This is a genomic window from Desulfitobacterium sp. LBE (assembly GCF_007830365.1).
Classification (GTDB): domain Bacteria; phylum Bacillota; class Desulfitobacteriia; order Desulfitobacteriales; family Desulfitobacteriaceae; genus Desulfitobacterium; species Desulfitobacterium hafniense.
Map to the genome: position 1 here is coordinate 3,588,003 of NZ_VLKD01000001.1, position 18,856 is coordinate 3,606,858.

General features: G+C 46.3%; 19 protein-coding genes and 2 riboswitches. Of the genes, 12 read left to right on the forward strand and 7 right to left on the reverse strand.

The genetic code is table 11. From position 1 onward, the window contains the following. Position 1 precedes the first annotated feature (1 nt). The 5 genes from DESLBE_RS17085 to DESLBE_RS17105 all read left to right on the forward strand — a co-directional run bounded on the left by DESLBE_RS17085 (position 2) and on the right by DESLBE_RS17105 (position 4,523). On the forward strand, positions 2-643 hold the full coding sequence (locus DESLBE_RS17085) for a phosphate propanoyltransferase (protein WP_144677675.1): 642 nt from the start codon (positions 2-4) through the stop codon (positions 641-643). Positions 644-663: 20 nt separating this feature from the next. Further along, the gene (gene eutM, locus DESLBE_RS17090) at positions 664-951 is read left to right on the forward strand and encodes an ethanolamine utilization microcompartment protein EutM (protein WP_005815281.1); all 288 of its coding nucleotides are present in this window, start codon (positions 664-666) and stop codon (positions 949-951) included. Between the two features lie 112 nt (positions 952-1,063). After that, entirely contained in the window at positions 1,064-1,390 is a 327-nt protein-coding gene (locus DESLBE_RS17095; protein WP_005815283.1) for a thioredoxin family protein, read from the forward strand. 381 nt (positions 1,391-1,771) lie between these two features. Continuing rightward, complete coding sequence (locus DESLBE_RS17100; RefSeq protein WP_144677676.1) at positions 1,772-3,838, forward strand: methyl-accepting chemotaxis protein; 2,067 nt, start codon at positions 1,772-1,774, stop codon at positions 3,836-3,838. Between the two features lie 136 nt (positions 3,839-3,974). After that, on the forward strand, positions 3,975-4,523 hold the full coding sequence (locus DESLBE_RS17105) for a 2'-5' RNA ligase family protein (protein WP_243131331.1): 549 nt from the start codon (positions 3,975-3,977) through the stop codon (positions 4,521-4,523). On the opposite strand, the gene DESLBE_RS17110 is transcribed toward DESLBE_RS17105, so the two are convergent. Then, a complete protein-coding gene (locus DESLBE_RS17110) occupies positions 4,520-5,242 on the reverse strand; it encodes an MBL fold metallo-hydrolase (protein WP_005815292.1) in 723 nt (240 codons plus the stop codon). The genes DESLBE_RS17105 and DESLBE_RS17110 overlap by 4 nt on opposite strands. A 143-nt stretch (positions 5,243-5,385) precedes the next feature. Here DESLBE_RS17110 and DESLBE_RS17115 point away from each other — a divergent pair, with 143 nt between their 5' ends. Beyond that, complete coding sequence (locus DESLBE_RS17115; protein ID WP_011462292.1) at positions 5,386-5,769, forward strand: VOC family protein; 384 nt, start codon at positions 5,386-5,388, stop codon at positions 5,767-5,769. Between the two features lie 100 nt (positions 5,770-5,869). Here DESLBE_RS17115 and DESLBE_RS17120 read toward each other — a convergent pair whose 3' ends face one another. Beyond that, complete coding sequence (locus DESLBE_RS17120) at positions 5,870-7,252, reverse strand: sodium:alanine symporter family protein (protein ID WP_035214430.1); 1,383 nt, start codon at positions 7,250-7,252, stop codon at positions 5,870-5,872. Between the two features lie 170 nt (positions 7,253-7,422). Further along, positions 7,423-7,516: riboswitch (glycine riboswitch) on the reverse strand. Between the two features lie 350 nt (positions 7,517-7,866). On the opposite strand from DESLBE_RS17120, the gene rnk reads away from it, so the two are divergent. Beyond that, the gene (rnk, locus tag DESLBE_RS17125; protein ID WP_144677678.1) at positions 7,867-8,283 is read left to right on the forward strand and encodes a nucleoside diphosphate kinase regulator; all 417 of its coding nucleotides are present in this window, start codon (positions 7,867-7,869) and stop codon (positions 8,281-8,283) included. A gap of 95 nt (positions 8,284-8,378) precedes the next feature. Continuing rightward, a complete protein-coding gene (locus DESLBE_RS17130; protein ID WP_015945515.1) occupies positions 8,379-10,001 on the forward strand; it encodes a glutamine--tRNA ligase/YqeY domain fusion protein in 1,623 nt (540 codons plus the stop codon). A 37-nt stretch (positions 10,002-10,038) separates the two neighbouring features. Here DESLBE_RS17130 and DESLBE_RS26620 read toward each other — a convergent pair whose 3' ends face one another. From DESLBE_RS26620 to ybaK, 3 genes are all read right to left on the reverse strand, one after another. After that, positions 10,039-10,197 (reverse strand): hypothetical protein, encoded by a 159-nt coding sequence (locus DESLBE_RS26620; RefSeq protein WP_015945514.1) that lies wholly within the window; start codon positions 10,195-10,197, stop codon positions 10,039-10,041. A gap of 74 nt (positions 10,198-10,271) precedes the next feature. Beyond that, positions 10,272-11,360, reverse strand: a complete 1,089-nt coding sequence (locus DESLBE_RS17135) for a hypothetical protein (protein WP_144677679.1) — start codon at positions 11,358-11,360, stop codon at positions 10,272-10,274. Positions 11,361-11,475: 115 nt separating this feature from the next. Further along, positions 11,476-11,955 carry a Cys-tRNA(Pro) deacylase gene (ybaK, locus tag DESLBE_RS17140; protein WP_005815307.1) on the reverse strand — a complete coding sequence of 160 codons (480 nt, stop codon included), beginning with the start codon at positions 11,953-11,955 and terminating at the stop codon, positions 11,476-11,478. Positions 11,956-12,087: 132 nt separating this feature from the next. Between ybaK and DESLBE_RS17145 the strand changes: the two genes are divergently transcribed. The 3 genes from DESLBE_RS17145 (at position 12,088) to lysA (ending at position 14,801) form a co-directional block, all read left to right on the forward strand. Next, positions 12,088-12,876, forward strand: a complete 789-nt coding sequence (locus tag DESLBE_RS17145; RefSeq protein WP_144677680.1) for a sulfite exporter TauE/SafE family protein — start codon at positions 12,088-12,090, stop codon at positions 12,874-12,876. A gap of 82 nt (positions 12,877-12,958) precedes the next feature. Continuing rightward, on the forward strand, positions 12,959-13,171 hold the full coding sequence (locus tag DESLBE_RS17150) for a hypothetical protein (protein ID WP_144677681.1): 213 nt from the start codon (positions 12,959-12,961) through the stop codon (positions 13,169-13,171). Between the two features lie 77 nt (positions 13,172-13,248). Then, a riboswitch (Lysine riboswitch) is annotated at positions 13,249-13,423 on the forward strand. 127 nt (positions 13,424-13,550) lie between these two features. Further along, positions 13,551-14,801, forward strand: a complete 1,251-nt coding sequence (lysA, locus tag DESLBE_RS17155; RefSeq protein WP_144677682.1) for a diaminopimelate decarboxylase — start codon at positions 13,551-13,553, stop codon at positions 14,799-14,801. 243 nt (positions 14,802-15,044) lie between these two features. On the opposite strand, the gene DESLBE_RS17160 is transcribed toward lysA, so the two are convergent. Further along, on the reverse strand, positions 15,045-16,244 hold the full coding sequence (locus DESLBE_RS17160) for an ATP-binding protein (RefSeq protein ID WP_144677683.1): 1,200 nt from the start codon (positions 16,242-16,244) through the stop codon (positions 15,045-15,047). A 255-nt stretch (positions 16,245-16,499) separates the two neighbouring features. Next, the gene (locus tag DESLBE_RS17165; protein WP_144677684.1) at positions 16,500-17,951 is read right to left on the reverse strand and encodes a sigma 54-interacting transcriptional regulator; all 1,452 of its coding nucleotides are present in this window, start codon (positions 17,949-17,951) and stop codon (positions 16,500-16,502) included. Between the two features lie 258 nt (positions 17,952-18,209). Here DESLBE_RS17165 and DESLBE_RS17170 point away from each other — a divergent pair, with 258 nt between their 5' ends. Continuing rightward, positions 18,210-18,842, forward strand: coding sequence for a corrinoid protein (locus DESLBE_RS17170; protein ID WP_005815322.1), 633 nt, complete (start codon positions 18,210-18,212; stop codon positions 18,840-18,842). Positions 18,843-18,856: the final 14 nt, after the last annotated feature.

An 18,856-nucleotide genomic window follows, 5' to 3' on the forward strand; every position in this document is an offset into this window, starting at 1 on the left:
AGTGGGAAAGTATGACGCTTTAGTGGAACTTCTGCTGGAAGCAGTCAAAGAGGGGGCGAATATCAACCAGGAGGATTGCTCCATACCTGTAGGGATATCCAACCGGCATATTCATCTCTCCCAAGCAGATGTGAACACCTTGTTTGGTGAGGGATACTCATTGACCAGGATCAAGGATTTGTCCCAGCCGGGGCAATATGCCTGCAAGGAAACCCTGACGATCTGCGGGCCTAAAGGGGCGATTGAAAATGTCCGCATCCTTGGACCGGAGCGCAGAGAATCCCAGGTGGAGATACTCAGAACAGACTGTTTCAAGCTTGGTCTCAAAGCCCCTGTAAAACTGTCCGGAGAGCTGCAGGGAACTCCGGGAATGACCCTTGTAGGCCCCAAAGGAAGTGTTCTTCTTTCCCAAGGTGTTATCGTTGCCCAGCGCCACATTCATATGTCCTTAGAGGATGCCCAACGCTTTGGGGTAAGGGATGGAGAGCTGGTAACGATTCAAATAAACGGGCTGCGTGGAGGAACTTACGCCAATGTAGCCATCAGAGCCAATAACACCTCCCAGCTTGAGTGTCATATCGACACAGATGAAGCCAATGGGATGGATCTCACACCCACTTCGAGAATAACCATCATAAAATGAAATTTTAGGAGGAAACAATCATGAGTAAAACAGAAGCTTTAGGATTAATCGAAACCAAAGGTTTGGTAGGTGCTATTGAAGCCGCAGATGCTATGGTTAAAGCCGCCAATGTATATCTGATCGGCCGCGAATTTGTCGGCGGCGGTTTGGTAACCGTAATGGTAAGAGGAGATGTAGGCGCTGTCAAGGCGGCTACCGATGCCGGTGCTGCTGCCGCTCAGCGGGTTGGCGAGCTCATTTCCGTCCATGTCATTCCCCGTCCCCACAGTGACGTGGAAATGATCCTCCCTGTTAAAAAAGAAGGTTAAGACAAGCAAGAAACCCGGCAGGACGAAGGTCTGCGCTCTCTTTTGGAGACCTTGACCTTCGTCTGTTTTGAATCAAGGTGACAGAAGAATTAAAAAATGAGGAGTGTAAAAAATGTCCCTGGAAAAGCTGGATACCAATACGTTTGAGCAACTTATTTACGATGAGGGAAAAGCTTGCTTAGTGATGTTTTCAAGGAAAAACTGTCATGTCTGTCAAAAGGTTACTCCGGTATTGGAAGAGTTGCGCCTAAATTATGAGGAAAGTTTTGGCTTTTATTATGTTGATGTGGAAGAGGAGAAAACACTGTTCCAAAGATTCTCATTAAAAGGCGTTCCCCAGATTCTTTACTTCAAAGATGGGGAATACAAGGGAAAAATGGCCGGCGATGTGGAAGATGATGAGGTCGAACAGATGATTGCTGATGTGCTTGAAGACTAAGCATAAGCTATAAGTGGAAGAAAAAAGCCTTTCCTGCAGTATTCATTAAAAATTCTTTAGGATCAGCCGAACTTAGGCACCTAGCCGCGCGAATAGACTCCAGTATAAACGGGCCCTGACCAATCAGTAGCGTGCCTCCCTCCTTTGAAGGATGTTGAGGCACATTTTTCCATGTCTTCGTTTATCCAGTGCAATCATTGTATAGATAGAAAAATCCGTACCATAATTTTTGAAAGTGTTCACATGGACTTGCAACCGGCATAAGTGTTGGCTGTTGCAATCCCAAGGGCCTGTGTGACGGTAACGGCTGTCAGAATAGTTCGCGCGTCGCCTTAACTTAGGCCAGCAACCGGTGGAATTTTTAATATGGAGGATTAAGTGATGCAATTCAAGAGTATTCGAACCCAATTTTTAACCATTTCGATCATAATTGTTTTACTCGCCTTAGCTATAGTTGGTGGGATTACTTGTTATGGGGTAACTCAGCAATCGAAAGAAGATTACATCAATTACTCAAATGAACAGATGAAAATAGCGGAGCAAGCCATTAAAGTGTTTTATGATCAGATTGATAAAGATATCAATATGATGGCCACTCATCCCCTGGTTATGGCAGCGGCGGAGAGCAATATTACGTCATACGTCAACAGTCTGGAAAAGGTGCAAATGACTCCTTCGCAAAATGGTGGCGTGGAGCAGGAAATTTACGAAATTTTTGAGCATTATGCCGCCACCCATCCGGGGACAATGTATGTTTATTTCGGAACGGAAGAGGGCTCTTACCTGCAGTGGCCGGAAGTCCCCATACCTGTGGAGAAGTTCTATCCTCCTGAGAAAGGCTGGTATAAAACCGGCTTAAACGGCAAGGGAGCCATTGTCAGAACAGATCCCTATCTTGATCCCATGTCCAATACCATGATTACGAGCAATGTTCGCTCCTTTACAGATGCCGATGGTAAGTTGGTCGGAACCCTGGGAATTGATGTGCAGCAGTCTGTCATAAGCGATATGTTAAACTCAATGAAGACTGGGGAAACCGGCTATTCTATGATTGTTCACACTTCAGGAATCATTTTGGCCGATGGAAATAACCCCGAAAATAATTTTAAACAATTAGGGGAAATTAATATTGCCGGACTGGACAAGCTGGGGTCTGATGATTTAACCCCCTTTGATGTCATGATTGACGGAGCAAAATACATAGTTAATCCCCATAAAGTTGATGGAACAGATTGGATTTTAGCCTCCCTAATGTCCGAAAGTGAGTTAACCCAGGGGGCAAACAGCGTAGCCTTAATGATGCTCATAGTCTCAGTTGTCATGTTGTTGCTCACCACGGTTTTGATTACCATAACCGCCAATAAAATCACCACACCCATCAAAAAGTCGGCTCAGTATTTGGAGCTTGTGGCAAACGGGGACTTTTCCCAGGAAATCGACTCAAGGTTTCTGGCCAGAAAAGATGAGGTGGGGGCTATCACCAACGCCATTAATCATATGAAGAATTCGATTAAGCAGTTGGTCAACAGTATTAAGAGCGAATCGGTGGCTATCGAAGAAAAAGTGCATGCTGTCATGGATAATGTAGTGGATCTCAGCAAAAGCCTGGAAGAGATCTCTGTTACTACCGGAGATGTGGCGGCCAGTACGGAAGAAACATCGGCAGCATCGGAAGAAATGTCGGCAACGACCCAGGAAATTGAAAAAGCAGTGCAATTGATCGCCGGCAAATCCCAACAGGGGGCAGTCTCATCCCAGGAAATCACCCGGAGAGCGGAAGATACCAAGAAAAATGTCCATACAGCCCAGAAGAAAGCCGCCGATATCTTTGTCGAGACCCAGGCCAAGCTGGAAAAGGCGATTGTTGAGTCCAAGGTTGTCAGTCAAATCGATTTATTGACAGATGCCATCATGCAGATCACCGAGCAAACCAACCTGCTGGCCCTGAATGCCGCCATTGAAGCGGCCAGGGCGGGTGAAGCCGGCAGAGGATTCTCGGTGGTCTCAGAGGAAATCAGAAAACTTGCCGAACAATCCAAAGGAGCGGTTATGCAAATACAGGAGGTTACCACCAAGGTGACCAGTGCTGTCGATAACCTCTCCCAAAGCTCCAATGGGCTGCTGTCTTTCATGTCTGTCGATGTCAATAATGACTATCAAGTCATGCTGGATGTGGCAGAGCGATACAGCGAAGATGCCAATTTCGTCGATGAGCTGGTGGCCGATTTCAGTGCTACCACGGAGCAGCTTCTGGTGTCTATCCAAAATATTTCCGATGCCATCGGCGGGGTAGCCCAAGCTGCCAACAGTGGTGCCGCCGGCACGGCGGAAATTGCCAATCAGTCGGCAGAAGTAAGCATCAAATCCACTGAAGTTAAAGAGCAGATTCTCAGAGCTAAGGAAAGCGTCAGCAGATTACAAGAAGAAATCAAACGGTTCAAAGTGTAATTCAGAAGTCAGAACTAAAGAAGTTAAGCCAGATATTCCCGCGGGTGCGGAATATCTGGCTTTTTGTCCAGGGCTTGCAATTATCCTGCGGGGGTTTTAAAGTAGAAGGAAGCAATAATCTATGGGGAGGTATGGAATGAGCTATGCAATTAATCTCTACTTCAATGAAGAAGCGGAACAATCGATAATGAGGCTATGGGAGTCATTAGCTCTCCTGAATCTGGGCAAATGCATGTCCTGCACCAATGGCCGGCCCCATATCACTTTAGCTATCTATAATGATCTGGACTTGACCAAGGCTCAGGAAATATTGGGGACTCTGGCTCAAGCTGTTCCTTCCTTTGAGTTGGTATTTCTTCAAGTAGGGATTTTCCCTCTTCATAAAGGAACCATCTTTTTGACCCCTAACTTGACTCATGATCTGTTTCAAGTTCATGGAATGCTCCATGCCGCTTTGGCGGCTTGGCAGGAGCAGGGGTGGGACTATTACAAACCCCAGATCTGGCATCCCCATTGCACCCTTTCCATGGAAACGGCTGTGGAGGATATTCCTAAGGTGCTGGGAGAGGTCTTAAAAGATTTTCGCTCTATTGAGGTGATGATTGAATCCATAGGGATAGTATCCTTGGATCCCATTGAGTATCTGGGTGAATTCCCTCTGAGCGGATCGCCATCCCCTGCTTAGAGGGCAAAGCACTGATTGGTTTGCTTGATGTCTAAGATTGCTGTAGGGGAAGCGGTCATTTTTTCGACAAAGGAGCCAATGGAGGGATAATCATCCCAAAAATGCATGGGGACAAGGATTTGGGGATGGATCTCCTGAATAAAATACTCCGCTCCCAGGCAAGAAGACTGTTCAAGCCGGGGGTCCACAGGGAAGAAGGCAATATCGATCCGCTCTTCTTTGAGTTTGGCGATTTCTTCCTTGAACATTTTCTCTGCCCACAGAATATCTGCTTCGGGTTCTCCCCGCCAGTGCCACCAGTTAAGGTCTCCGGCATGGAAGAGATGGAGCCTTTCCTTTGCGCCCAGTTCCACAAGGAAGGAAACACCCGCATCGGTGGACCCATAGGTTCTAATGGTCAGGTCATGCTGATGAACTTCTTCATAAGGGGATAAGAAAGTAAGGTTCTCCTGGCCTGGAGGCAGTTGAGGGTGGCCCTGGATATCCGAGCTGAGGATATAGTGAGTATTAGGATAGTGGGTTTGCCACTGGAAGATTTCAGGATTGTAATGATCCGGATGGACATGGGAGGAAAAAACAGTGATCTGCTTATGGCTGGGCAACTGGACTTGACCTTGATAATAGTCAAAGACAAGGAACTCCCTATCGGTTTCCACGATGAAACCACTGTGCTGAATATACTCAATACGAAGTCCTAGCTTTTCGAGGGGAGCTTTCATAAAAATCACCTCATCTAAAATGATCGGAAGATTGTGTTCTCTATAAAAAATTACTATAATATGGATGAATATGCAAGACAATAGAGAGTCTCGTCGATAATTAATTCTCGGAAAAGAAAGCGTGTCTAAAATAAACGAAGGGGATGATGGCCATGAAATTTAAATTTACACACAATAATATCAATGTGCTGAACCTGGAGAAAAGTCTTAAATTTTACGAAGAGGCATTAGGGTTAAAGGAAGTCAGGCGTATAGCTCCGGAGAGCGGGGAATTCATTATTATTTATCTGGGGGATGGGGTAACCGCTCATGCCTTGGAACTTACCTGGTTAAGGGATAGAACAGAACCGTATAATCTGGGCGATAATGAGTTTCATCTGGCCTTAACGGTGGATGATTTCCAGGGAGCTCATGAACACCATCAAAAAATGGGCTGCATCTGTTATGAAAATGAAGCCATGGGGATCTATTTTATCAATGATCCGGATAACTACTGGCTAGAAATTCTCCCCAGTTCTATGGGATAGGATAAGGCACAGAGAGACACCTCTCCGCAAGGGAGAGGTGTCTCGTAGTTTGTCATCTATGCGAAAACTATCATTGAGCAGACTGAGCTCCACCGAGAGCTTATTTATTCTGAATGACGGGGATGGGCTCATCAGAGGCTTCATCCAGACGATCTTCCCATAGATACTTCCTGGTTTCCGAGACAATAACTCCGCTTAAAAGAAGGAGTGCCACAAGGTTGGGAATAGCCATCATAGCGTTCATTGCATCCGCCAAATCCCAGACGAATTGCAGAGTGACCAAAGAACCGGCTAAAACAGCGAGAACCCAGAGGAGGCGGTAAGGGAGGATGCCTTTTTTGCCAAAGAGGTATTCCACAGCTCTTTCACCATAGTAAGACCAGCCCAGGATGGTAGAGAAAACAAAGGTCAAAAGCCCGAAGGTTAAAACGATAGGGCCAATTACTGGAATCTGGCTAAAAGCCATAGAAGTTAAATCACCGCCTTTTAACCCTTCGGCGGCGGTCGGGTTGCTAAGGACACTGCTGACCACGACCAGACCGGTCATTAAGCAGACGACAACGGTATCCCAGAAGGTACCGGTGGCTGAGACGAGAGCCTGACGGACAGGATTCCTGGTTTGAGCGGCGGCAGCGACGATGGGGGCGGAACCCAAACCGGATTCATTGGAGAAAAGACCCCGGGCAATTCCGTAACGGGCGGCCATGATGATACTGGCACCGACGAATCCGCCGCCGGCTGCAGTGGGGGTGAAAGCCGATTCACAGATCAAGACAACGGCGGGCCAGACATAGGAGGCGTTTATAATCAGGATAATGATACAACCAAGGACATAGGCAATCGCCATAAAGGGGACAAATTTTTCACAGACCCGGGCGATCCACTTCACTCCGCCGATGATTACAATTCCGGTGAGGGAAGCTAAGAGAAGACCGGTAATGATAGGGTTGACGTTAAATTGAGAATTCAGCATGCCGGAAATAGAATTAGCCTGAGTCATATTGCCAATACCAAAGGCGGCAATAGAAGTAAAGATACAGAAGAGTACAGCCAGCCACTTCTGGCCCAGGCCTCTTTCCAAAGCATACATAGGACCGCCCAGCATGGTGCCGTCAGCGGTTTTAACCCGGTATTTCACCGCCAATAAGGCCTCCCCATATTTGGTGGCAATTCCGAATACCCCGGTGAGCCAGCACCAAAGTACGGCACCGGGGCCGCCTAAAGCCACGGCCGTAGCTACCCCGACGATATTACCGGTTCCGATGGTAGCGGCGAGAGCGGTGGTCAGAGCTCCGAATTGGCTCACATCGCCGCTGGCATCAGGATCCTTCGTAAGAGATAATTTGATCCCCTTAAAAATATGCCTTTGAATACCACGAGTACGCAACGTAAGGAATAAGTGCGTGCCAAAAAGCAAAGCAAGCATCGGTGGGCCCCAGAGATAGTCGTTCAGCCAGACGATAAAATTATGCAAGGCATCCATTGAGTGTTCCTCCTTTAATCTCTCTTTTCGCATCTCTCTGCACATCTCCGTTGCGGCAGCCTCCCGCAAAAGGATGGCAATTTATATATAAAAAGAGTCAATCCTTAGCGATTGACTCTGAATATTCGGACGATAGGTACAAAAGTAAGAGATTGCTCTGTAGCAGTCCCTGTTCCTTCTCTGTCCTTTTGCCTGAGAGATTTAACAACACGTCATTGTATTGCCCCTTCGGCGCTCTAATCGAGTCTCTCCAGAGTGCTGTCAATTTACGGTCCCTGACTTATTCCAGTCACCTGAAAGTTTCAACTTCTTCGGCGGGCCGTGCCCTTCTCCCGTAAATCTCATCCAGCATTCCTATGCAGTTTTTCGTAAATTCCAGATTGCCACCGCATTTTCTGGAATTGTATCTATAATTATAATTACCGCTCCCATTTTATTCAAGAATTATTTTTGGGAATATGCCTAACATTTACTTATTATAGGAAATAGTATATAATTAGAATGGTTTAGTGATTTTCCCTTTTTTGAAGTACATAAACTTTTGACAGCGGCTATCTGGCGATAGTCGCTCTATATTTAGCTATTCATCATTAGAAAAGGAAGGTTCAGGAGAAATGAGTAGAAAGATCAGTATTACAGCTGTGGACCGTGAGCGTCTGCTCAAACTTATCAATAAGGAAAGAGAGTTTGGCAGCGCTAAAAACAAGGATTACTTAAAAGATCTTGAGCATGAGTTAAATGGGGCGGATGTGGTGCCTTCTGAAAAGATCCCAGGGGATGCCATCACCATGAATTCCAGAATCTTGCTGAAGGATCTGGAGACAGGGGAAGAAACCGTCTATACTTTAGTGTATCCTGAGGATGCCGATCTTCTGGAGGATAAGATTTCAATTCTTGCTCCCGTAGGGACGGCTATTCTGGGCTATCTGGAAGGAGATATCATCGACTGGAAGGTTCCCGGCGGTGTCGTCCGCTTTAAGGTGGAAAAACTTCTTTATCAGCCGGAGGCTGCGGGAGACTATCATTTATAAGCAGCAATGGGTGAAGGACGAGAATTCGGGTAACACTACTGGAGAGGTCTTCCGTTACAGTAGGAGATAAGATTCCCTAGGAAAGGTTGGTATTCGTGGATAACGAGAATAAATCCTCTAATTTTTTACGCAGCATTATCCTTGAGGATTTACGGGAGGGAAAGGTAGAAGAAATCACGACACGGTTTCCCCCCGAGCCCAATGGTTACCTGCATATTGGGCATGCTAAATCCATCTGTTTGAACTTTGGTTTGGCCGACGAATTCAAAGGAAAAACCAATTTGCGGTTTGATGATACGAATCCGGTCAAAGAAGATACTGAATATGTAGAATCCATCAAAGAAGATGTCAAGTGGTTGGGGTTTGACTGGGACAACCTCTTTTTCGCTTCCGATTATTTTGCGGAGATGCATAAGCGGGCCGTTCTGCTGATCGAAAAGGGCAAAGCGTATGTTTGTGATTTATCCGCTGAGGAGATTAGAAAAAGCCGCGGCACCCTGACTGAGGCCGGTAAGGAAAGCCCTTACCGCAACCGCAGCGTGGCCGAGAACCTGGAGCTCTTTGAGAGAATGCGTCAAGGTGAATTTAAGGACGGAGAAAAGGTTCTCCGGGCTAAGATCGATATGGGCTCACCTAACATCAATATGCGGGATCCTGTCCTTTATCGGATTGCCCATGCCACCCACCATAATACAGGGGACACATGGTGCATCTACCCCATGTATGATTATGCCCATCCTTTAGAGGATGCTATCGAAGGGATAACTCACTCTATCTGTACTTTAGAATTTGAAGATCACCGTCCCCTCTATGATTGGGTCGTTCGGGAATGTGAGATGGAACATGTCCCACATCAATATGAATTTGCCCGCTTAAATATGACCAATACGGTGATGAGCAAGCGCAAGCTGAAGCAGCTGGTGGACGAAAAAGTGGTGGACGGTTGGGATGATCCCAGAATGCCCACCATCTCCGGGCTGCGCCGCCGGGGGTATACCCCTGAAGCCATCCGCAATTTTGCCCAAGCCATTGGTGTGGCCAGAGCGGACAGTGTGGTGGATTCCAAAATGCTGGAGCACTTTATTCGGGAAGATCTGAAGCTCAAAGTGTCCCGGCCCATGGCGGTCATCCGTCCCTTGAAGGTGGTCATTACCAATTACCCGGAAGGCCAAGTGGAAAGGCTGGATGCCGATCACAATAAAGAGAACCCTGAGATGGGGAAACGCAAGATTCCTTTTTCCAGGGAGATTTACATCGAGCAGGAAGATTTCATGGAGGTCCCGCCGCCGAAGTACCACCGCCTTTACCCGGGCAATGAAGTTCGTTTGATGGATGCCTACTTTATTAAGTGTGAAGAGGTCATCAAGGATGATGAGGGCAAGATCATCGAGATTCGTTGCACCTATGATCCGGAAACAAAAAGCGGCACAGGATTTACCGGCCGCAAGGTCAAGGGGACGATTCATTGGGTGGAAGCCACTCAGGCAGTGCCGGCAGAGTTTCGCCTCTATGAGCCGTTAATTCAGGATGATTATATCAATCCCAATTCTCTGGAAATAAGGCAAGGGTTTGTGGAACCTTATATGAAAGAGGCCAAACCCCAGGATAAATTCCAGTTTCCCCGTCACGGCTACTTTAATGTAGATCCGAACTATACCACCCCGGAAAGCTTAGTGTTGAATTTAATTGTTTCCTTAAAAAGCTCTTTCGTTATATAATTAGTGTATAAAAATAGTCACGATGGTTTATTCGTGACTATTTTTTCTCGTTATAGAGGATCATTACATAATGCTCTAAAAAAGCTTTCCATTGGATTTCAATGATTTCGATGTTCCCTTCATGCTCTTGAAAGAAGGCATTCATTTTCTGCTCCAGCCCTTCCTGACGAAGGGATTGGATAATCTTCACTTTCATGCTTTTTTCCTCCTCTAGGCCAGGGGCCTTTTTCTGTTTTAACTTATGCAATTGGCTTCATTCGCATAGGGTTGTTATTCATTAAGATTATTATTGACATTGACGAGAAAGTCCTGGACATTGGCCACGATGGTGGTGACTTCGAGAGACCCCCGATCTCTCAGCTTATTTAAGGTGAACTCCGCCACATCCACAGCATAGATGTAGACAGGACGCAGCTGCCCATCCCTCTGGGTATAAGCAGGTGTCATATTGCCGGCAGCGATGGTATGGAGCTGAGTGGCCAGGCAGATGAGGGTGGTGGCCTGTTTGGTTTGCCGGCGCATTTCATCCTGAGCTGCGTAGACATTGGCCCATACAGAGGGCAGGGGACCGTCATCACGGATAGAGCCCGCCAGGATCAAAGGGATGTTCTTTTTTAAGGCGGCAGGGACCACACCTTCACTCAGGTTCTGAGCTTCAATGAGTTTTTCCAGTGACCCGGCTTTTCTGGCCATATTGATGACATCCAAATGATTGTAATGACCGTTGGGCTGAGACTCCTGAGTGTAGATATTTTGCCCTAAAGCAGTACCCAGGATGCCGGCCTCAAGATCATGGGTGGCCATGGCATTGCCGGCCAGAATGGCGTGAACATAGCCTTTTTCGATCAAGGCGGCCAGGGCCACCCGGGAGTCGTAATCAAAAACCACGGCAGGTCCCAGCACCCAGACCACATAACCGTTGTCTTTTTCGTGACGCAGCAGATCATAAAGATGGTTATAATCCTTTGAATAGGCCGTCTCCCGGGAACGGCCGGAGCGAAAGGCAAAAATATCTCTATTGCTGTCCTTGGAAGCAAAACCTTCGGCATAGACATAAATGCCTTCACTGGCATCTTCCGTCCGCCCGATCACCACTTTATGGCCTTTTTTCAGATTGCGGAATTCGATGATTTGCATCGTGCCGTTCTTCATGAGCACGGGAACACCGTCCATGCGGCTTTGGGAAGCAAGGAGCCATTGGCCGTTGATTTTAAAGTATTCGGGATAGATAGACATACCATGGAAATGGTCGGGGGCTACCCCATCCTGAAGGACTTCGACAAGGGTGGCATTGGGAGCACTTGCCAAAGGCTCACCGTCAAAATCAGGCGGATTGAACTGAGGAATCCGGAAGCTCATAGAATCTCTCCTTTACCCTGGTAATTCAAAGTGACATAAGGTTAGTATTTACCTCTTGTCCGTCTTCATACAAAGAGGAGGGAGTTCAGGGTGTGGGGAGAAGATTAATGATGATTCAGGCAGGATGAGCGATGGGCCCAACCTTGCCCTGGGTGATCCTGAGCAGGTCCTGAGACAGAGCAAGGATCTGCAAGCCTCGCGTCCCGGCACTTACGGCAATTTTCTCGTGCTGGAGCATATCTTCCTGAAAATAGACGGGGTATTTTTTTTTAGTTCCTAAAGGAGAGACCCCTCCCCGTATATAACCGGTCAGGGGCTGAACTTCTTTGAGAGGAACCACTTCCATTTTCTTGTTGCCGCTCACTTGGGCGAGGGCCTTAAGGTTCAGCTCATAATGGGCAGGGATGCAGGCGATCAGAATGCCTGTTTTATCTCCTCGGGTTACCAGGGTTTTATAGATTAATTCAGGAGGCATGTTTACCTTTTGGGCGACGGTAGTGGCGGAAAGATCCGCTTCATCCACCTCATAGGGGATTAATTCATAGGCTATACCGGCTTGATCGAGGATGCGGGCGGCGTTGGTTTTTTGAGCCATAAGAATCACCTTTCCTTCTTAACTCACTATAGGAAATACAGGGAATGCTGTCAAGATTCAGAGAAGAAAAGGGAATACTCATAAAGCAGAGGGTCATAAATAGATTAAGTTTAGATTAAAGAGGGTGTTTGTGTGGAGATGTTATCATGGGAATTATGGCTCGCCATGAGTGGAATTACGTTCTTTGCAACCTTTATTCAGGTTTTGACAGGGTTTGGGTTCGGGCTGGTGGCGGTACCTCTGCTCCTTTTTGTTTTGCCCAGCCAACAAGCTCTTTTGGCGGGAATGATTTTATCCATGATGGGTTCCTCGGTGCAGGGGTTCCAAATGCGGCGCTTAGTCCGCCGGGATTTAGTCCTCCGGCTTTTGCTTATAGGGATTCCCGGATTGGCCCTGGGTGTTGTCCTGAGTGGGTATATGAATGAAATGTACATAAAAGGGATGGTGGGAATTATCCTTATCGGCTATGTTGCCTATCAATGGGTGCAGCTCAAAAGCAGTGCCCTTGAGAAGAAAGTTCCTGAGGAAGGGGATATCAATGCATCCTCCAAGGGATTTGTCATGGTTGCTTTTTCTTCAGGTTTGCTCAACGGCCTGGCGGCCATTCCCGGCCCCCCCATTGTCGCGTTGCTCATCAAGCATCTGACCAAGGATGTCTTCCAGGCAACCACCGTTACCTTTTTCTTTTTTCAATACGCTATGACCAGCGCTTTAAAAATTCTTGTGTTTCGAGAAAGCTTCACCCTTCCCTTTGGCATCACCCTTGTCAGTATGATTTTGGCGGTTGTCCTTGGCTATGTGGCCGGTCAGCCTTTTAGAAAGAAAATCAACGAAGCTCAATTCAAGAAGCTGGTCTATGGATTGCTTTTCATCATCGGCGTGACTTCCCTTACTGAGCCGCTGAAGGGACTGTTTTTTTGACATGATTTTGGTTGATTCCGGGTACTCTAAAGACAGAATAGGCAAGACCATGATTTGGTCAGGATAAAAGGAGGAATCCCGGATGAACGACCAGAAGAATACCGGCAAAGAGCTGAAACGCCAATTATGGGAGCCGGCAGGTGTGATCAGTCAGACCCAAGAGTCCGGCTCACAGGCCATGGATTATGGCGGGCAGCCCAAAGACAGCAGCAAAGGCGGCCAGATTACCTTAGAGGTGGAGGATGTTTTTCATAATCGGGGGGTTATGGAAAATCTGCAGAATGAGAAAAAATAAAGGCAGGGCAATGTATACAGAAGCAATGTATTGACAAGGGTAACATCTTGTTCCATAATGTATAGATAATTCATAGAGTGAATGATAGAGGCGCAGTGTATTAAGAGTAATTATCCCGAGCGGGTCAGGCTAGGACGGATAAGGAAAGGAATCGCTGCCGAAGCAAAGGCCCAGGACAAAGGGTCTTAGCTGGTCTTCCATTGAAAAAATGTAAGACTGTCACCGGGACTCCGGTGGAGTGCTATCTCGTGAAGTTTGAGGCTTAAGCTGATTTTGCCTTAAAAAACGGTTGCGAGGGGACTCGCAGCCGTTTTTTTGCAACCAAACTTTAAAATCTCTAGCGGTGGGTAGTCTATAGTATATAGGGGAGGATCAGAATATGGCAGTAAAAAACTTACCTTTTAATCAAGAGCAGTTGCAGAAGATCATGGAGGACTATGGTACCCCTTTTCATATTTATGATGAGGAAGCCATTCGCAAAAACGCCCAAAGACTGCAGGCAGCATTTGCCTGGGCGCCGGGGTTTAAGGAGTATTTTGCCGTCAAAGCTCTTCCTAATCCCTATATTCTGAAGATCCTGGGGGAAGAGGATTTCGGGGCCGACTGCAGTTCTTTGGCGGAACTGATCCTGGCGGAAAAAGCGGGGATCACCGAGGAGAACATTATGCTTACCTCCAACAATACCCCTGCTGAGGAATTTCAAAAAGCAAAGGATTTATGGGCGATCATCAATTTAGATGATATTACCCATATTGATTATCTGGAAAAGCATACCGGCCTGCCGGAGGTGCTCTCCTTCCGCTATAATCCCGGTTCTCTGCGGGCGGGGAATGCCATTATCGGCAACCCCGAAGAATCCAAATATGGTTTGACCAAGGAACAGTTATTCCAGGCTTACGAGATCGTTCGTGACAAAGGGGTGAAGCGTTTCGGACTCCATACTATGATCATCTCCAATGAACTGAACCCGGATTTCTTCATCGAGACAGCAGAGATGATGTTTGATCTGGCCATAGAGCTGAAAGAAAAACTGGGAATCCGCCTGGAATTTGTGAATTTTGGCGGCGGAATCGGCATCCCCTACCGTCCGGAACAAGAGCCGGTCAATCTGGAAACTATCGGAGAAGGTGTCCGCAAAGTTTACGAAGAGAAGATCGTCGCCAAAGGCTTAGATCCCCTGCGCATCTGCCTGGAATGCGGCCGCATGATAACGGGACCTTATGGCTATTTGGTGACCAAAGTCCTTCATCGCAAGGATACGTATAAAAATTATATCGGTGTCGATGCCAGCATGTCCGATCTGATGCGCCCGGGAATCTACGGCGCCTATCACCATATCACCGTCATGGGTAAGGAAGACCTGCCTGAGGACCACATCTATGATGTGACCGGAAGCTTATGTGAGAACAACGATAAGTTTGCCGTGGACCGGGAACTGCCCAGAATCGAGATCGGGGATATTCTGGTGATTCATGATACCGGTGCTCACGGGCATGCCATGGGCTTCAACTACAATGGCAAGCTGCGTCATGCTGAGTTATTGCTGCAGGCTGATGGCAGTGTGAAGCTGATCCGCCGGGCGGAAACACTGGAGGATTATTTTGCCACCTTGGATTTCAGTGAGCTATAGTTCTTAAGCGGGGCGCGGGTTCTGCTTTTGTAAAAAGAGCAAAGACCGAGGCTGTGCCCCGGCTTATATCCATTATACTCTAACGCATTAACAAATATAAAAAGCAGTAAGCTATTTTTTACCACATTTAAAGATTAAGCCCTTTTAACTGAATATTTCAACCTAAGTTGACCCAAAAGGTAATTTAAAAGACCTGTGCTCCAGGCGTTTATAACGCAAGAGCACAGGCTTTTTAGCGGGGGCTTAATACTCGTCACTTAACAGGAAATCCGCCAGGTGAACAAATTTTACGCCATTGATATTGCCTGCGGCGAATTCGTCCAGTGTGACAACATACTTGGGATAATGATCCTTTATTTTGAGAAGATTTGCCAACTCTCTGTCCGACTCCTCCGGCAGCCGGCGGCACACCTGGATATAAATGCGCTCATCCCGCCGCACCGCAACGAAATCCACTTCTTTTGTTGCGTTTTTACCGATATAGACCTTGTAGCCTCTTCTTTGCAGTTCAAAGTAAACCATGTTTTCCAGCATTGCGGCTATGGATTTCGGGTTGAATCCCATGATGCAGTATTTGAGGGAGGTATCCGCAAGATAGAATTTTTCCTGGGTTTTTAATACAGACTTGCCCTGCAAATCATAGCGCTGGCAGCGATAGATGACAAAAGCTTTTTCCAGCCACTGCAGATAGTTATATACGGTTTCAACGGATAGAGCACGCCCCTCGCTTTTCAGGAACTTGACGATGGCATTTGCGGAAAAGGTTTTGCCGACATTCTCAAGGATATAGTTTACAACACGGCTGAACAAAGCGAAGTTCGTGATGTTGTGCCGTTTGGTGATGTCGTATGTGATCACGGAATGGTAGATGCCTTCCACGATCTGATAGGCGGAGGACTCATCAAAGCTGCCGGCAGCCACAATCGGAAAGCCCCCCAGGCGCAAGTACTCGTTCAAAAGATCTTTTTTCGCTAACATGCTTTCTTTCTTGAATTCCAGATATTCGGCGAAGGAAAGGGTAAACACCGGGATAGAGATATATCTGCCTGTCAAATAGGTGGATATTTCGCTTGACATCAGTTTTGAATTTGAGCCGGTAACATAGATGTCCGTCTGGAAATCTTCAAGCAGGCTGTTGATGGCTTTTTCCCACCCCGCTATCTCCTGCACCTCATCAAGCAAAAGATAATAGCGCTCTTTGTCATTCATTTGTTCTTTTATATCGTTATACATCTGCTTATCGGTCAGGCCGTCATCAAAATCCTCCGATGTATAGCGCATGCTGATGATATGGTCTGCAGGGACGCCGTTTTTCAAAAGGTCGTCCCGCAACATGGCCAGGATGGTGGATTTGCCGCAACGGCGAATTCCCGCAAGTATCTTGACAAGCGGAACGTCCCGGTATTCTTTCAGTGTGTTCATATAGAGCGGTCTAAGGATCATAGCATCGCCTCCTCTATGAATAGTATAGCCAAAAACTCTGGAGTAATCGATAGTTTTTATTTTAATTCCCTAAAAACTTTAATTTTATCCAGGCTTTTTCGGCAGTTATTTTGGAAAAGGCGTGCCTGTTCCGGCAGTATCGCGGGCTCAGAGGCTGTGGCGGCTCTTACCTGCCGGATGCAAGGGAAAAATCGCCACCTATCAGATAAGATGACGGTCATTACAGGTTTTAAGGTTTTTTTCGCCCGGTCTCAATTAAGAATTTGACATGTTCTTTTCTGAATAAGTCCGCACAATTCGCGATACCTTGCTTTGGCTGATTTTTAAAATGCTGGCAACTTTATAGGAGCTCCTTAATTCTTCATATAACTCCAGAATGGTTTCTCTTTCTTTAATCTTGAAGGAATACTCAGTGAATTCATCCCTTAATTCTTTGTTAAGTGCCGTCTTCATTAGAGCGGAAGGACTCTTTTCAGTATCTTCAGGCATAGCAGCATGTTTGGGTAGCGGTAAATGCTTAGGGAGAATGCAATTTTCTGAAACGGTAATCACCAAGCGTTCAACCAAATGTTCAATTTCCCGAACATTTCCAGGCCATTGGTAATTTTGTAAAACGGCCAGGCATTCCTCGCTGAAATAATGGGATGTAGAATATTTGATGTCAAATTTATTTAGAAAATAGTGCAATAAAAGAACAATATCGTCACTTCGCTCGCGCACAGGAGGAATCTCAATTTCAATAACATTTAATCGATAATAAAGGTCTAATCTGAATCGGCCCTGTTCAATTAACTTCGGCAAATTACAGTTCGTCGCGCTGATAATGCGAATGTCCACTTGCCTGGATTCCGTTCCTCCTATGGGTATAAAGGTATGGTCCTGGACAAGTTGTAAAAGCTTTGCTTGAAGGGATAGAGGAATTTCCCCGATTTCATCCAAAAAGAGAGTTCCTTTATGGGCGAGCTCGATCAGTCCTGGCTTTCCTGAACGTTCAGCTCCTGTAAAAGCCCCTTTTGTATAGCCGAATAGTTCAGACTCCAGCAGTTGTTCCGGAATAGCTGCGCAATTTATGCAGATATAGGGTTCGTGCCTGCGGTTGCTCATGGTGTGAATTTGTTTGGCGAGCAGATTCTTTCCTGTTCCTGATTCCCCTAAGATTAAAATAGTAGTGTCAAAGGGAGCTATTCTTTGGGCAGTGTGCATAAATTCTCTCATTTTTTCACTTTGGAAGACTAATCCATCCTGGTTCGAAAGCTCTTTTTGACGTAATTGTTGAATTTGAGTTTTGTAATACTCCTTTGTTTTTTCTAAATCCTGTCGCAATTGTTCTATTTCCGTAATATTGCGACTATTCATGACAATAAAATCAAGTTCATTATGCTCATCAAATACCGGGATAGCGGTCACGAGCAGTTTCCGGCCGGATTTGGTTTCCTGCTCAAGGGTGACGGCTTTTTTTGTTTTAAAAACCAGCGGGGCAATGGCCGGGGTATAATACCCTTCACTGACTAAATAATGTACCGTTTTGCCAATGACGTCCGATGGCTTTAAGTCATAATTTTTCTGACAGGCTTCGTTAACATAGATCACAATACCGTGCTTATTGACGACAAAAATTTCATCAAAAGAATTTTCAAGAATTTTTATCAGTTTGCTTTTGTCTAAATCAAAATCGCTATGTACTCTATGTTCGATGATAAGGCTCATCCTCCTTTCCTTTGTGATTAAGTTCTCTTGACTTAATTTGAGTTTGAATGAATTGTTAAAATAAGTCAAGAAGTTATTATTACTGGCCAGTATACACAAAAGTTATGGCGGGAAATGGAAATGGGTACAGTGGCCGGAGCAATCCGGACAGGGAGTGGCGAATATCCCCGATTTGGCAAGTTGGCATGATTTTTGCTATATATAATCGATAGCGGAACATATTGAATTCCGGGAATATTTTGAAAGGGAGTTTTGAAAATGAGTGATTTTGCCCAATTGGCCCAACTTGTTTTCCAGGGAAATGCCGCTTCGGTGAAGGAGAAGACTCAGAGCATGCTCGATCATGGTGCCGATCCTTTTGCGATCATATCGGATGGCCTTTTAGCGGGTATGGATATTGTGTCTCCTAAATTCAAGGCGGGAGAGATGTATGTACCTGAAGTTATGATGTGTGCCCGCGCTCTGGGTGAAGGGATGAAGTTAGTAAAACCCTTGATCGCGGGGAAAGAAACGGCGGTATCTAAAACCATCGTTATCGGAACAGTGGCAGGGGACCTGCATGATATTGGCAAAAATTTAGTGGTCATGATTTTAGAAAGCGGCGGCTTTAATGTGGTCGATCTGGGTGTCGATGTATCACCTGCTAAATTTGTTGAAGCCATTCAAGAACACAATGCTCAAGTAGTAGGTTTATCCGCCCTGCTGACAACGACGATGCTGAACATGAAGGGTACTATCGATCTGATTGCTGAAGCGGGGCTTCGTGATCGGGTTAAGGTGATGATCGGCGGCGCACCTGTTTCGCAAAATTTCGCGGATGAAATCGGAGCGGATGGGTACTGTGCCGATGCTATGGCCGCCAAAGATATGGCCAAAGGATTTTTGAATTAAATAGAGAGAGGAGG

Coding starts and splice junctions, on each gene's coding strand:
- eutM (WP_005815281.1), top strand. CDS start 664: ATGAGTAAAACAGAAGCTTTAGGATTAATCGAAACCAAAGGTTTGGTA.
- DESLBE_RS17095 (WP_005815283.1), top strand. CDS start 1,064: ATGTCCCTGGAAAAGCTGGATACCAATACGTTTGAGCAACTTATTTAC.
- DESLBE_RS17100 (WP_144677676.1), top strand. CDS start 1,772: ATGCAATTCAAGAGTATTCGAACCCAATTTTTAACCATTTCGATCATA.
- DESLBE_RS17105 (WP_243131331.1), top strand. CDS start 3,975: ATGAGCTATGCAATTAATCTCTACTTCAATGAAGAAGCGGAACAATCG.
- DESLBE_RS17110 (WP_005815292.1), bottom strand. CDS start 5,242: ATGAAAGCTCCCCTCGAAAAGCTAGGACTTCGTATTGAGTATATTCAG.
- DESLBE_RS17115 (WP_011462292.1), top strand. CDS start 5,386: ATGATGGCCATGAAATTTAAATTTACACACAATAATATCAATGTGCTG.
- DESLBE_RS17120 (WP_035214430.1), bottom strand. CDS start 7,252: ATGGATGCCTTGCATAATTTTATCGTCTGGCTGAACGACTATCTCTGG.
- rnk (WP_144677678.1), top strand. CDS start 7,867: ATGAGTAGAAAGATCAGTATTACAGCTGTGGACCGTGAGCGTCTGCTC.
- DESLBE_RS26620 (WP_015945514.1), bottom strand. CDS start 10,197: ATGAAAGTGAAGATTATCCAATCCCTTCGTCAGGAAGGGCTGGAGCAG.
- DESLBE_RS17135 (WP_144677679.1), bottom strand. CDS start 11,360: ATGAGCTTCCGGATTCCTCAGTTCAATCCGCCTGATTTTGACGGTGAG.
- ybaK (WP_005815307.1), bottom strand. CDS start 11,955: ATGGCTCAAAAAACCAACGCCGCCCGCATCCTCGATCAAGCCGGTATA.
- DESLBE_RS17150 (WP_144677681.1), top strand. CDS start 12,959: ATGAACGACCAGAAGAATACCGGCAAAGAGCTGAAACGCCAATTATGG.
- lysA (WP_144677682.1), top strand. CDS start 13,551: ATGGCAGTAAAAAACTTACCTTTTAATCAAGAGCAGTTGCAGAAGATC.
- DESLBE_RS17160 (WP_144677683.1), bottom strand. CDS start 16,244: ATGATCCTTAGACCGCTCTATATGAACACACTGAAAGAATACCGGGAC.
- DESLBE_RS17165 (WP_144677684.1), bottom strand. CDS start 17,951: ATGAGCCTTATCATCGAACATAGAGTACATAGCGATTTTGATTTAGAC.
- DESLBE_RS17170 (WP_005815322.1), top strand. CDS start 18,210: ATGAGTGATTTTGCCCAATTGGCCCAACTTGTTTTCCAGGGAAATGCC.